This window comes from Shewanella sp. KJ2020, from assembly GCF_024197625.1.
GTDB lineage: Bacteria > Pseudomonadota > Gammaproteobacteria > Enterobacterales > Shewanellaceae > Shewanella.
On the sequence record NZ_JAKUKD010000015.1, the window covers coordinates 303683 to 317970 of the forward strand.

Annotated in this window: 11 protein-coding genes; 3 read left to right on the forward strand and 8 right to left on the reverse strand. The window is 49.0% G+C overall.

Translation table 11 applies throughout. The features are described from left to right. Positions 1-136: 136 nt before the first annotated feature. Together MJO46_RS10365 and MJO46_RS10370 are read left to right on the forward strand one after the other, a co-directional pair. Positions 137-1027, forward strand: a complete 891-nt coding sequence (locus MJO46_RS10365) for a site-specific integrase (protein ID WP_253987748.1) — start codon at positions 137-139, stop codon at positions 1025-1027. Further along, positions 1024-2109: an IS91 family transposase gene (locus MJO46_RS10370; protein WP_253987747.1), complete on the forward strand. Its 1086-nt coding sequence runs from the start codon at positions 1024-1026 to the stop codon at positions 2107-2109. The genes MJO46_RS10365 and MJO46_RS10370 overlap by 4 nt, the downstream gene beginning before the upstream one ends. Positions 2110-2362: 253 nt before the next feature. Here MJO46_RS10370 and MJO46_RS10375 read toward each other — a convergent pair whose 3' ends face one another. The 6 genes from MJO46_RS10375 to slyA form a co-directional block, all read right to left on the reverse strand. Beyond that, on the reverse strand, positions 2363-2992 hold the full coding sequence (locus MJO46_RS10375) for a hypothetical protein (RefSeq protein ID WP_253989242.1): 630 nt from the start codon (positions 2990-2992) through the stop codon (positions 2363-2365). Between the two features lie 1107 nt (positions 2993-4099). Further along, positions 4100-5167 (reverse strand): c-type cytochrome, encoded by a 1068-nt coding sequence (locus MJO46_RS10380; RefSeq protein WP_253989243.1) that lies wholly within the window; start codon positions 5165-5167, stop codon positions 4100-4102. Between the two features lie 10 nt (positions 5168-5177). Beyond that, positions 5178-5798, reverse strand: a complete 621-nt coding sequence (locus MJO46_RS10385) for a c-type cytochrome (RefSeq protein ID WP_253989294.1) — start codon at positions 5796-5798, stop codon at positions 5178-5180. 155 nt (positions 5799-5953) lie between these two features. Beyond that, positions 5954-6982: a DUF2955 domain-containing protein gene (locus MJO46_RS10390; protein WP_253989244.1), complete on the reverse strand. Its 1029-nt coding sequence runs from the start codon at positions 6980-6982 to the stop codon at positions 5954-5956. A 15-nt stretch (positions 6983-6997) separates the two neighbouring features. Continuing rightward, the gene (locus MJO46_RS10395) at positions 6998-8056 is read right to left on the reverse strand and encodes an HlyD family secretion protein (RefSeq protein ID WP_253989245.1); all 1059 of its coding nucleotides are present in this window, start codon (positions 8054-8056) and stop codon (positions 6998-7000) included. 1 nt (position 8057) lies between these two features. Beyond that, a complete protein-coding gene (gene slyA, locus MJO46_RS10400; RefSeq protein WP_253989246.1) occupies positions 8058-8537 on the reverse strand; it encodes a transcriptional regulator SlyA in 480 nt (159 codons plus the stop codon). A 219-nt stretch (positions 8538-8756) separates the two neighbouring features. On the opposite strand from slyA, the gene MJO46_RS10405 reads away from it, so the two are divergent. Further along, positions 8757-10661: a methyl-accepting chemotaxis protein gene (locus tag MJO46_RS10405; protein ID WP_253989247.1), complete on the forward strand. Its 1905-nt coding sequence runs from the start codon at positions 8757-8759 to the stop codon at positions 10659-10661. 103 nt (positions 10662-10764) lie between these two features. On the opposite strand, the gene metF is transcribed toward MJO46_RS10405, so the two are convergent. Both metF and MJO46_RS10415 read right to left on the reverse strand, forming a co-directional pair. Beyond that, positions 10765-11658 (reverse strand): methylenetetrahydrofolate reductase, encoded by an 894-nt coding sequence (gene metF / locus MJO46_RS10410; RefSeq protein ID WP_099457419.1) that lies wholly within the window; start codon positions 11656-11658, stop codon positions 10765-10767. 236 nt (positions 11659-11894) lie between these two features. After that, positions 11895-14288, reverse strand: a complete 2394-nt coding sequence (locus MJO46_RS10415) for a bifunctional aspartate kinase/homoserine dehydrogenase II (protein WP_253989248.1) — start codon at positions 14286-14288, stop codon at positions 11895-11897.

Consider the following 14288-nt stretch of genomic DNA (forward strand, 5'->3'; position numbering starts at 1 on the left):
TGGCCGGAACGTATTTGAGCAGCTTGTTGAACGAAGCCGCTTTGCGGCAGGAACAAGATAAAGCCATCCTTTTACCCCTCATCCTAAATACTTGCTAGACGCGACCTGCTTCGGTCGCAAACCTAGGAGTATCATCATGGACATTCACGAACAACAACGCTTTGATTTACTTTATGAACAACATCTTACCAACTTAACCTTGCAAGGCAAGCGGCCTGCAACCATTGATGCCTATAGCCGAGCTATACGCCGTATTGCGGCATATTTTGACTGCTGCCCCGATACCCTGACCTCCGATGATTTAAAGCGCTATTTTGCCGACTTAATTGCCTCACATTCATGGAGCACCGTCAAACTCGACCGCAACGGCTTGCAGTTTTTCTACTTTCACGTCCTCAATAAATCTTGGCAGTGGCTTAATATTGTTAAGCCTCCACAGGTGAAACACCTGCCCGATATCCTGACGCCCTGCGAAGTCGCGATAGTTATCAGCCTCACGCGTCAACTGCGTTATCAGGTTTGTTTCTTAACCCTGTACAGCATGGGATTGCGCCTTGGTGAAGCGATTTCATTGCAGGTCGGGGATATTGATGCAGGACTCATGCAGGTGCATATCCGTGATGCTAAAGGTGGCAAGGATAGACTGGTGCCTTTACCTCAACGCACCTTGTTAGCCTTACGCTATTATTGGCGCACCCACCGTCATCCTCGTTGGCTATTTCCGGGTAAAGATAATCAACCTGATTCACTCATGGACAGAGGCGGGCTCCAAAAAGCCATGAAGCAAGTCATTTCCGAGTGCAACATTCATAAAGCCATCAGTCCGCACAGTCTACGCCACAGTTATGCCACCCATTTACTGGAGCAAGGACTCGATTTGCGCTCAGTGCAAACACTGCTTGGCCATCACAGCCTGAATACCACCGCCCGTTACACGCGGCTCACTGATATCACCCGTAAAAATACCTGTGAGGCAATTAACCAACTGACCAACGACTTGGCCTTGAGGTGGGAGTGTGGGTTATGAGCCAGTTTATCAATATTTTACGCCAACATCTGGCGGATTTTCGGCGGCGTTATGCCCATCAAATCACCCCAGAAATACATGCTGCTATCCATGCCATGCTCAGCTGTCGTTGCAACACGGCGAGGGTTAGCTGCTGGGGTTGTCAAACCTGCGAGCAACAGCTTGAGTTTCCGCTCTCTTGCGGTCATCGCAGTTGCCCACAGTGTCAACACGGCACCACATGTGACTGGCTGAGTAAACAACAAGCTAAGTTATTACCGGTGAATTATTTTATGGTGACCTTTACCTTGCCGTTTGAATTAAGAGCCATAGCGAAATCGCAACCCGAGCCGTTCTATCACGCCATGTTTACCGTGGCAGCGAGTGTACTCAAAGACTTTGCCGCACGCTCCCCTAAGCTCAGTGGTGACATCGGCTTCACCGGCGTACTGCATACTCACAGTCGACGCAGAGACTACCATCCACATCTGCACTTCATTATCCCAGCAGGGAGCTACCACTCAGGCAAGCGGCAATGGCGTAAGTGTCAAACCCATTACTTATTTAACGCCTTTAATCTTGCCAAGGTGTGGCGAGCACGTTTACTGGCTTATCTGAGTGACACGCTTCAACTCACCCTACCACATCAATCCCAGTCGAAATGGGTGGTCGATTGTCAGTTCGTAGGTAAAGGCGAACCTGCACTGCAATATCTATCGCGCTACCTTTATCGGGGCGTTTTACCCGACAGCAGTATTTGTCGTCATGTCGATAATCAGGTGAGTTTTAGCTATCAAGACAGTCAGAGCCGCTGCCAACAAGTACGCAGCTTGCCCGCGGTCGAATTTCTGTGGTTGATATTACAACATGTGTTACCCAAAGGATTACGGCGAGTACGAGACTATGGCTTACTGCAAGGCAATGCCAAAAAGCTACGGCAACAAATCCAACTGATGTTGGCTGTCGCAGGAGCCACTTTCCCCGCATTACCAGAGGTCAAACGTGCCTTAGCCGTGCGCTATTGCCCTTGTTGCCATCAAGCTATGCATTTTATGAGCGTTCATATGCGTCATCGACCGACAGGCGCTAACATCACCGCTTAAAGCGAGAAGTATAAGAATAACGGGTCAATCACTCTGAATGAGGACTAGATAACGGTTTGATGAACAAGCGATAAAAATATTAGCTCGTTCGCTAAGGGCGGGTCATATCTGCACAAAAGTTTCTTTGAAAATAAGACCTTCGCCAGCACAAATTCTCAATCAGCTATTTGCATAATAAAGTGCCAACAACCAGCATCGGGCTTGTTCAACACTTGGGATAAGGTCGCGGCTACGCGCGGCCTATCCTTATTTGTTAGCCATCGCCTTTTAGTGCCTTCTCTGCTACCGCCAAGTCTGCCAACGTAACCTTTGGGTTAGCCTTTGCCATCGAAAGGAAAAGCTCAGAATTCTGCAAAATGAGATGGGCAAAAGTGCCCTTTTCAAGCTTACTATTTTTGTGACCAAGATCTTTCCGAATCTCTCTGAAAAAGTCTTCCATTAAGAATATTGAATCAGCATCAGGATTCCCCTTTTTCAGATGAGTCATCCACTTTATGTATTTGAGTAAAACTTCTTGACCGCCCCACAGAACCATTTTACGTTGCCATTCTCGTAGAAAATCTACAAGGCTCTTAGCTTCAGCATCATCTTCATCATGCTCTGAGTAGAAAATCTTGAAAAACTCTTTCAGAAACTCGTCGTATATTTCCGTTTTAGTCTGGCGATAATGTGCCTCTATATCTTTTTTCCGCTCATAGTACTTACCCAATACAACCGTCAAGGTTGAAACAGACACAGTCGTAAAGGCAGTTATCGCAGCTAGCGCAACTGTAGAATCCAAGGACTTGAATTGGCCCCAGATTTGAGAAAGCAGCCAATACGTCCCCCAAACGATTCCAATAAGAAGTGCGAGGCCAAACAACAATGACAGGGCTTTTCTCATGATTCTCCTAGATGGCTAACAGTGTATTACCCGCTCTTCTAATAAAACCCAACCCGAATAGAGTTAGATATGGGAATAAACGAGTAAATAATTTAATTATGCCAATAAGTTAGCATCATCCTCAGCGGGCTATCAACATTTTTCATCCAGAAAAATCGAGACCTTATTTACCGAGAAACATTTTGGCGCGGTAAATAGTATTGGGCAAAGTAAAAGAGTAATAATTTCAGTTGATTGCATAAAAACCTAAGCAAAAACCGATACCTTTTTAGGCTAGAAATATGGGACAGACACAACTCTTTTGGGATTAACAGTCAATACCGAGACTACAGAAGTTCATCCTCCCCTCGGAGTTGCCGCTGGGCATTTGTGTTCGTTGCGTGATCGAGGCATGGTCGTTCTCGTGCATCCATGCACTTCACGACATTCAGGCATCCTGCCTATCAGATGCCGAGATAGCGTCAGTCGAATCAGGGACGAGCGTCTGACGCGATAGCATAAGGACGCTAAATGCCCAAGGGGCTTTCAACTCCGTTAGGGGCGTCTTGGAGCATCCAAGGGCGAAGGCCTACGGCCGCTTTGAGCGCGAGATATGGATATCGAGCTGGCTATTTAACATGGACGTTTTTGATAGGACGAGCAGTCCTCCTTGGTCGGGTGTGGGGTGAAGCCCCACGACCTTGATTCACCTCGGCCGTAAGGCCGCAATGACTAAACATATACATAATCAGGTATGGGGCAAAGCTCCAAGACTTTGATTTACCTCGACCGTAAGGCCGTATTGATCTTATACAAGACGACCGCCCCATGGCCGCTTTTTGGCATCCATGCCATCACGGCATTTGTGAATCCTTTCACATCAGACGGGGCGGCCCTGCATCCAAGGATGGACTGGCTGCGAGTCGACGAGCGAATGCCATGACAAGCCGATACTAGGGGGCTAAACCACTAAGTACTAATACCCTGAAATCACAGAGCGCTCAGTAGAATTGACCAACACATGTTTAACCAATAAAAAAGCCAGCAAGGCTATAGGCTTACTGGCTTTTCTGTCTAACTTATTAACTCGCTTTATTTCACCGCGAGCACTTAATCAAAGCGACTCAACTATGACTTCTTAGGGAAAATCGGATAGGCCTGAGTACCTAGCGCTTTGCCATCGACCTCGACACCGTAGTAGTCATTGTCGTTATGGTATTTTTCCTGCGCTTGCTTCACATCACCCTTGTTACGTGGGTCCTGTGGACGCTCGTGGGAGTTGATGTAAGCCGCTACATCCCAAGCCTGTTGGTTCGTTAGCTGCATACTCTTACCAAAGGGCATGTTTTCATAGATAAAGAATGCGGCAGTATTGACCCTATGCATTCCCGCTCCCCAGTTATAACTTTGAGGTCCCCACAGCGGCGGCAGAGCATACACACCCGCAATGGCTTGACCTTGACCATCAACACCGTGGCAAGTTTGGCAATGGGCGACATACACGACTTTACCACGCTCGGGTGAATAGGCTTGTTCGGGTTTAGGGATCTCAGGATAAGCTCGACCTGGCAGGTTAGCACGTTGCTCAACTGTCATCGCCTTAGCCAAGGTTTCTGGGAGTGGAAAATCCTCCCGTTTGCCACCTTTGACCAGTTCAGCATCGCTTAATTCTGGTACTGGACCATTAAGATTGGCTTCATCCATCAAGCCACCCATACCTAACCAATAAGCATAGGCAGAAAGCGCCACTAACTCAGGGCTACCTGATGCTGGGGCTTTACCATTCATCGAATAGTTAAAGCAACCCTGGATGCGTTCTTCAAAGCTGCTGACTTTATTGTCTTTTTTGCGAAAGGCCGGATAAGCAAAATACGCGCCCCAGAGGGGGGATGCATTGGCTTTACGGCCCGCATCCATATGGCAGTTAGCGCAGTTAAGCTCGTTACCCACATACTTATCACGCAACTGCTGGGTATTCACAAACAGTTGATAACCTAAACGCACTTTGTCACCAAAGGCACCTTCGGGAATAGCACTCAAAGGCCTAGGGGTTAGATAGGTTTGATCAGCTACCTTAGGGAAAGCAGGCAGCGGGGCTTGTTTATCTGGGCGCTCTTGCACCGGATCCGTTTCGGCTTGTGCCTGCACAGTTAACGACCCCAGCGCGGCCAGTAATAACATTGCGGAATATTTCATGGCCAGCTCCTTATTTCAAATTAGCAAAGTAGTTAGCTAAGGCATCAACCTCGGCGGCGGTCAGCTTGTTGGCAACACTGGCCATCATGCCATCGACATCACCCTTACGAGTGCCAGCCTGCCATGCCAATAATTGCGTTTTGATGTAACTCGCCTGTTGACCCGCTAAGCGGGGAAATAAGCCGCCACCCAGCGCCGAAGGACCATGGCAGGTCACACAGGCGGGTAAACCACGGGACCAATCACCTTGGTAGGCTAAACGGGCGGTATCATCGTTAAAAGTAACCTGCTCACCACGGATTACAGGCTTGACGTCAGCGGTTGGCTTAGCGGAGAAATAACTGGCGACTTGTTCGATACCATCACCTTGAAGCATCATCGCCATCGGCATCATGGTCGCATTTTGGCGAACGCCAGCCTGAAAATGCTGTAATTGCGTCGTGATATAGTCTTTTGATAACCCAGCTAATCGAGGGCCGAGAGGTTCAATTCCCTGCCCCTCCACTCCATGGCAAGTCACACAGATTTGTGCCGGTTGTGGGATTGCGGTTGCTTCTGCAGCGAGGGCAACCGAAGCCATGGCGCAACCGCTTAATAGTGTTAAGCCTGTGGCTAATGTTTTAATTTTAATATTCATTTTCTATCCTTGAAGAGAGTTAGGCTCTAAGCATAGGAGGTTTTATTAAGTTAAGTGCTCACACGCCTAGCTGACGCTAAACGAATTCCGAGTACCTTACTACTCGAAGGGCCGAGGGACAAGCATTAAAAAAATCTAATATTAGTTTATTAATAACCAAACCTTGTCGATTCAAAACTATTCAATAACTTATGGATCAAGTAACAGAGGAATAAGGTGCCGACTATCGCCACAAAAATACTGCTCACCCGATAGAGTGCACTGAAAATTAGGTCATTACCCGGAGTCAGATATTGGCCAAATAGGATACCGAGTGTGGTCATAGCCCCAAAACCGACGCCAGAACCACTGGCCTCCCTAACATGGGCTTGACTAAAGATCATCAGTCCAATCCACAGCAGAGGCACAATTAATATCAATAAGCCTGACCAATCATAGAGGAACAACTGCACTAATACCCCAAACGCCACGCCCAGCAGAGTCCCTATGGCACGCTTACGGGCGTAATCAAGTGCGCCATTCCAGTGCATTGGGAATAGCAACAGCAGGGTCGTTGCCTGCGCCGACATCGAATCCCGCAGATCAAATATTTGAAATACTAAGAAGGATAAAGTCGCAATACTGGCACCGAGCAAGGCTTCGTGGCGCATTCTATGTGGCGCCTTAGGTCCAGGTTTGTATGCGGCCCTTGGCTCGACATCGGGCCAGAGTACCGTCATGGCGTAGGCGATAACCACCGACAGTACGGTCGCCCAAAAATTACTGAAGATTAAATCGTTTAAATCAACGCCGGGATAACTGGCAAAGTGCAGCATGATACTTAAGCTCAACACGCCGTTGGCCCCAAAGAGGAACAAACTACCGCGGGACATGGCCGCAAACCGATATAAAAACAGCAAAAACACTATGGGAGTCATCAAACCGGGATGGCTGCCAAACAGACCGCCGAGTAATCCAACTTCAATCCCTGCCATCACAGATGAGGCCAGTAATTGGCGCATGGCGTGACCGCTTATCACAGGCACTAAACCCAGTAATAACATAGGGGTGACAGTGAAAAATACCCCATTACTCCAGCCAAATATCTTACACAGGGTAAAACCAATCGTCCCCCCCGTCGCAATGCGCAAGCACTGGCGTAAATCATTGGCCGTCAATGGGCTATGGCGTAGTAACATACTCTTCGCCCTATATTAATAGATATAGTGAAGCAGGCTAATCACCTTAATCTGCACCTTAGCGAGCAAACCAAATAGGCCATTCTCTGGCAGCAATTGCACTGTAGCGCGCGCCCCCGCGGGCAGATCTTTCATCCCATTTCCATCCAAAATTAAGTGCAATCTGAGTCTTTGGGCATCTCGGACCCAACGATCAGACTCCTGCGGCGCCGCTAAACGACCATTGGCATCAAATTGCCCCGCACTCACCCCCGCATCGACACTGCTCACCGTTGCCCGGTATAAACGGCCGGGTTCACCATCGAAGGCGATCAACGCGGTTGAAGAGGCATTGACACCACGCAGACTTTTCTCGCGAAAATCGGCAATAATATCAACTTTATCAGAGACTAATGCGAGCAAAGGTTGGCCGACAGCCGCAAAACTTCCAACTTCGAGCTGCAGGTTAGTCACTATCCCATCCTGATCGGCACGAATTTGGGTATAGGACAGATTGAGCTCGGCTTGGGCTAGATGATTTTGTGCCTGACGCACCTTGAGGTTATCTTCACCATAAACGCCACGACTCACCTTAAGTTTTTCTAGGCGGGCATTGGCGGCGAGCAGATTCGCTTCTGCCGCATCGGCATCACTATCGGCCTGATCCCGCTGTTGCAGCGATACGCCATGGGTGGCATATAAGGCATCGAGGCGCTTTGCTTCTCGGCGTTTTTGTTCCGCCGTAGTTCGGCTGGCATTCACATCCGCCTTGGCCGCTAAGAGTGAAGCATCTAACTCGGCATTGTCTTGGCGAACTTGCTCTAGGGCCAATTTAGCCTGTGATACGGCCAACTCATAGGGGGTTGGATCGACTTGAAACAGCAAGTCTCCCTTAGCAACGGCTTGGTTATTCGTCACCGCTATGGTCTGGATTTTCCCGCTGATCTGCGGCGTCACTTTAGTGACAACCCGTGTCGCCATGGCTTGCGGCGTTAATGGCATCACAGTGTCTGCAAACATGAAATAGCCAAATATCAGCACAAAACCGAGTATGGCAATTTTGACTAAGCGGGCAAATTGTTGATCCGGTGTCATATTATTTCTCTTTAAAGGTTTCGGTAGTCTTGGTCAGTTTGGCTAAGGCGTTGTCGCTTATCAGGCTAATAATGCGCTCGAATTCGCTGAGTTCGCGGGCACTGATCCCCGAAAGTAACTCACGCCGCACATGAATAATCCGCGCTTCCATTTGCTTTAAAACGTCTAATCCCGCTGGCGTCAGGCTCACAATCCTTGCCCGCTTATCTTTGTTGCAGCAATGACGCTCGACCAAGCCTTGCTCCTCAAGTTGCCCTAAGGTGCGCATAAGGGAAGCCAGTTCAATTTCTAACGCATCGGCCAACACTTTCTGGCTGATATTGTCGCCAAGGCGCAGCAACTTCCACAGTGCCGTCCACCTCGGATGGGTCAATCCCAGAGGCGCAAGCTCAGTATCTGCGACCGTACGCCACAGCCGATGCAGACGCCCTAAATGCTCCGCGAGGGATAATTCCTTTAAACGCTCTAATTCTGTTTGCATCACGCCCACCAGTTTACTTAGCCTGCTAAGCATTATACTTGGTTAGCAGGCTAAGTAAATATTTTCTGCACAGAAAAGATCTGTGCACGCTGCCACGAAATCCGCAAAAAACTGAAAAACAACTGAAAAAGGTTCGCCCGCTCGCAAATATAAAAAACTGTATCTCTATAATATTCAAAAAGATAATCAGGCAGACATACGGATACTGGGAGGTTCGCTGTGAAGAATTTAAACATTAGCACTCGGATAGTGTTAGGCATCAGCCTACTACTATTTGCGGTGATGAGCTTTATCATGCCGCTGGTACTATCGGAATTTAGTCGCCAAATAAGGGAATCTGAACAACGGGAATTACATAAGCTATACGAAACTGCGGTGGCGAATATCGTCTCATCGGGACAAAGAGCGCAGGCGATGGCAACCTTAATCTCACTCACACCTGAGATCCAAAGCAATTTTGCCGAACGCAACCGTGAAGCACTACAACAACGCACCCAACCGCTATTTACGCGCCTAAAACAAGATTTTGCCGTGCAGCAATTTCAGTTTCACACCCCTCCCGCCACCTCATTTTTGCGCCTGCATCGCCCTGAAAAATTTGGTGATGACCTCACCGCAATCCGTAAAACCATTGTCGAAACTAACACCCAAAAACACCCCCTCAGCGGCTTAGAATATGGGGTTGAAGGCTTAGGCATCCGCGGTCTCGTGCCCATGAATTACCAAGGACAACATACGGGTTCGGTAGAGTTTGGCATGTCATTTGGCCAGCCCTTCTTCGATAACTTTAAAAATGCCTACCAAGCAGAGATAACCCTATTGCTGCCTAAAGATGGCAACTTTGTTCCCTTTGGCGGCACCTTTACCACAGACACCAACGCCTCAAGCGAACTCAATAAGGTGATGCAAGGTACTGAAGTGATTCGCACCATCGATTTAGACGGCAAAAGCTACGCCCTGTATCGCCACGGGATGAAAGACTACTCGGGCAAAACCTTTGGTGTACTGGATATTGCACTGGACAGAAGCCACTCCGAACAAGCGATGTCCGATATTCGCTTTAAACTCATTTTAATAGGCTTTATTGCCTTCTTAATCGGTACCGCCATTGCCTGGTTTATCGCCAAGAGCATTACCCGCCCTATTGCCGAAACAACTAATGTGCTCAATGACATTGCCGAGGGTGAAGGCGATTTAACACGCCGGATTGAAGTGAAGAGCAAAGATGAAATAGCCCAACTTGCACTCGCCTTTAATCGCTTTGCTGAGAAAATCCACGCGACTGTCGCTCAAGTATCTGACTCAACTAGCTTACTGGCGACATCGGCCGAAGAAATGTCCGCCATTACCCATGAAACCCAGCAAATGGCAAAACGGCAACACCTTGAGACCGAACAAGTCGCCACCGCGATGAATGAAATGGCGGCAACGGTGCAAGAAGTTGCCCATAACGCGACCGATGCGGCCGACGCAGCAACCCACGCCAGTGAGTCAACTGAGCATGGCAAGTTGCTGGTTGAAAAGGTCATTTCGACCATTAGTCTGCTGGCGGATGAAATAGCCCATGCCGCCACGGCTATCAACGAACTTGAGCGCAATACCGCGCAGATTGACTCGGTATTAGTAGTGATCCGCAATATTGCCGACCAAACTAACTTACTCGCCCTCAATGCAGCCATTGAGGCCGCCCGTGCGGGTGAACAAGGCCGAGGTTTTGCGGTGGTGGCGGATGAAGTGCGGACTCTCGCGAGTCGTACTCAAACTTCAACCAGCGAAATTCAGCAGATGATTGAAACGCTGCAACATAGCGCCAAATCGACCGTCAGCACCATGAATACCAGTACCGCCACCACGCAAAACTGTGTTTCGCTGGTACACGAGGCAGGTAAAGCGCTCGAGACCATTACCCATGCAGTGTCCACCATTAGCCAAATGAACATTCAAATCGCCAGCGCCGCCAACGAGCAGTGCGCTGTCTCGGCGGAAATTAATAAAAACATCAATAATATTAATGATATTACGACCAATTCTACCGAGAGTGCCGTGCAAACGGCGCGGGCGGGAGACGAGTTAGCACAGCTGTCGATGCGCTTAACCACACTCCTCGCTCAATTTAGGATTTAGGAATTAAGGTTGAGAGTTGAGGGTTGAGGGTTGAGGGTTGAGGGTTGAGGGTTAAGCAAAACAAAACGCCGCTATCTTAGCGGCGTTTTTTATGCTGTTAACGTTATACTGCCTTTGGGCGAACCCCTAAAGTGTGGCAAATCGCATAGGTCAATTCGGCGCGATTTAGGGTGTAGAAGTGGAAATCCTTTACCCCTTCGCGGGACAGCACTTTCACCATATCGATCGCCACGTTAGCCCCCACCAGCTGACGGGTTCCGGCATCGTTTTCTAGGCCATCGAATTGCTTATGTAGCCAGCTTGGTAGACTCACATTGGTCATGCCCGCGAAGCGTTTTAACTGGGTAAAGTTAGTTACGGGTAAGATGCCCGGCACGATTTCAACGTCGATACCAGCGGCAACACAGCGGTCGCGGAAACGCAGGTAAGATTCCACATCGAAGAAAAACTGGGTAATGGCACGGCTCGCGCCCGCATCGATTTTACGCTTAAGGTTGATCAAATCGGCCTGAGCGTTAGCCGCATCTGGGTGCACTTCGGGATAGGCCGCTACCGAAATATCAAAGTCGGCCACTGAGCGCAGCAGGCGTACTAAATCCACCGCAAATCGAGTCGGTTTTGGGCTACCCGCAGGCAAGTCGCCACGCAGCGCCACTATGTCGCGAATACCCGATTTCCAGTAATGCTTTGCCAGCTCTAACAGCTCTTCATCGCTGGCATCCACTAAGGTTAAATGCGGCGCAGCGACTAGATCGGTTTCCTGTTGAATACGCTCAATCACACCGTGGGTACGGTCTCGTACGCCCGAGTTAGCACCATAGGTCACAGACACAAACTTAGGATTCAGCGGCTCTAAACGACGAATAGAGTTCCACAGGATCTGTTCCATTTCGGGGGTCGATGGCGGGAAAAACTCAAAAGAAACATTAATATCGCCATTAAGCTCAGACAAGCTCTGGTTTAGCGAATGTGAATGTTGTGCGTGATGAAAAGCCATGTGTATTTCCTCAACCGCCCTTGGCACGACTAACCGCCCATGGCACGACTCTATAGTTCAGTGGTTCTAATCAAATGGACGTTTGGACGTCTATATGTCCATATACTAGAGAAACTGAGGTGTAAGTCAAGCCAAAAAATCCCCATTTATGGTAATTTCTGCCCCATAGATGAGTCTATTTATTCTAGACAATAAAAAAGGACTCGAATGAGTCCTTTAAGCTTTTGAATTTAAATCTATTCTTGTAATAGATCGCGGCAGATCTGCGTCAGATCCGACTGCACCGCCGCCGCAGTCACTTCGCGTCCGGCGCCCGGTCCACGGATGATCAACGGATTGCCTTGATAGAAGGCAGAGCGGATCACAAACACGTTATCCCCCGGGGTTAAATTGGCATAGGGATGATCGGTATCAATCCACTGCAAACCCACCTCGGCCTTAAGCTCTGGGCCGCTGTTGTCTAAGGATGCTACGTACCTGAGCACCTTATTTTGCTCCGCCGCCGCGCCATATTGCTGCTGTAATTCATCGTCTAATTCAGCGATCCGCCCAAGAAATTGCTCTAATGGAATATCCGCCAAATGTGCAGGTACTAAAGAGCGCAGTTCAATATCTTCAAGCTCGATTTCAAGACCTATTTCACGGGCCAAAATGAGCAACTTACGCTGCATATCGCGACCGGAAAGATCGTCGCGGGGATCGGGTTCGGTAATACCTAAGCCTCTGGCTTCAATCACTAATTCAGAAAAAGGCTTACTGGTATCGTATTTCTCAAATAACCAACACAAGGTGCCAGAGAAAATCCCGCCCACGGCCTCAACGCTATCACCGCTGTTACGCAGATCATTTAGCGCATGTTGGATAGGTAAACCCGCGCCGCAGCTAGCATTGTAACGCCAAAATAAACGACGATTACCCAGTTGCTGTTTTAGCTCACGGTAGAAAGGCAGTGGACCCGAGCCTGCGAGTTTATTCGCGCTCACCATATGGATGCCGCGCTCGAACAACTCTGGATATTGCAGCGTTAAACTGGCGCTGGCACTGATATCTAAGGCCACCAGCTCATCACAGTTAACTTGCTCTAACTGCTCGAATAAATGCTCATACTGCCAAGGCGTAGCCTCGGTATTAAACTCTGTTTGCCACGCGGCAAGATTAATGCCTGTGGGTTTAATCAAGGCTTTACTCGAACTGACTAAACCGACTAACTCGACACTGGCTTCGAGTTCATGGTTCAGTGATGGCGACACTGACTTAAAGAGATTGACCCAAGCCTCACCAATATTGCCCACACCGAGCAGCAGGACGCCAATGCGTTTACGCGGACCCGCGCAGCGACGGTGCACCTTTTGGGTTAACAGATTCACCTGTGACTGGGGCACTAAAGTTACTAAACTTAAATCGCCACTAAACAAAGGTTTAGCATCGCGGCTTAGTAAACGGGCAAAGCCGCGGCGGTAGTGTTCGGCGTCAGCGCTGACTAACGCCACTAAGCCGAGATCGGTATTGATCTGCTGATCGCTGATCCCTAACGCTTGTGCCTCGGCATCGAGCAATCTTTGCACTTGTTTTTGATTTTCAGCGGTATAGGCAAGCTCAACCCTTTGATGGGCCGATACCCAGTGGGCCAATGGCGTTAAACCTGCGGCAATCAATAGATCTAATAAACGGCTTAATTCGCCCGTAAGCTTAAAGCCGAATAATACGACTGCATTGAGGTTAGTCACCACGGGCGCACTCGCTGAGGAGCTATGGGGCGCAATTAAGGTAAAGTCAGTGTGCGACGCATAACTTGAGCGCACCGCTAAACTCACTTCGGTATTGAATAGCGGCTGTAGAGTGCGCGAATGCAATACTGGCGAGCCTAAACGCGCTAGGCGATCGGCTTCGGCAAGTGACATGCTTTTCAGTAACTTGGCATCGTTGATTTTATTAGGATCGGCGTTGAACACCCCTTCCACATCGGTCCAAATGGTCACGCGCTCGATATCGGCAAGGCTGGCAATAAGGCTGGCGCTAAAATCGGAACCATTTCGACCGAGTAACAAGGTATCGCCGCGCTCGTTAGCGCAGATAAAACCTGTGATCACTAAGCGCTCATTTGGATGGGCGGCTAATAGGGCTTGTACTTTAGCACGGGATTCTTGTACCCGAATTTGTGGCACAGCGGCTTCATCGGCCACTAAAATTGAACAGGCATCCACATGGCTTGCCGCCACGCCCGATTCACGCAGTAGCGCCGCCATTAAACGTGCCGACCAACGTTCGCCAAAGCTCACCACATGGTTGATTTGGTAATCATTGCGGGTATCTAAGGATAATAAGCTGATAAGTTGCGCTTTATCAGTGGCCAAACGCTCACGCAGATCCCGGGCTTGTTCATTTGATAACAACTGCTCAATCAACCCCTGTTGGTAACTGATCAGCACTTGTAATTCTTCTTGCCATAGCTGACCCGCATCACGCAGCGCTAATAATTTATACAGGAAATTCGTGCTTTTACCTGCCGCAGAGACCACCACAAGATCATCACTATGACCGTGGGTTAACAGGATATGGGCGACTCGACGATAACAATCGGCATCCGCTAAACTGGAGCCACCAAATTTATGTAAGTGACAACGTGCCAT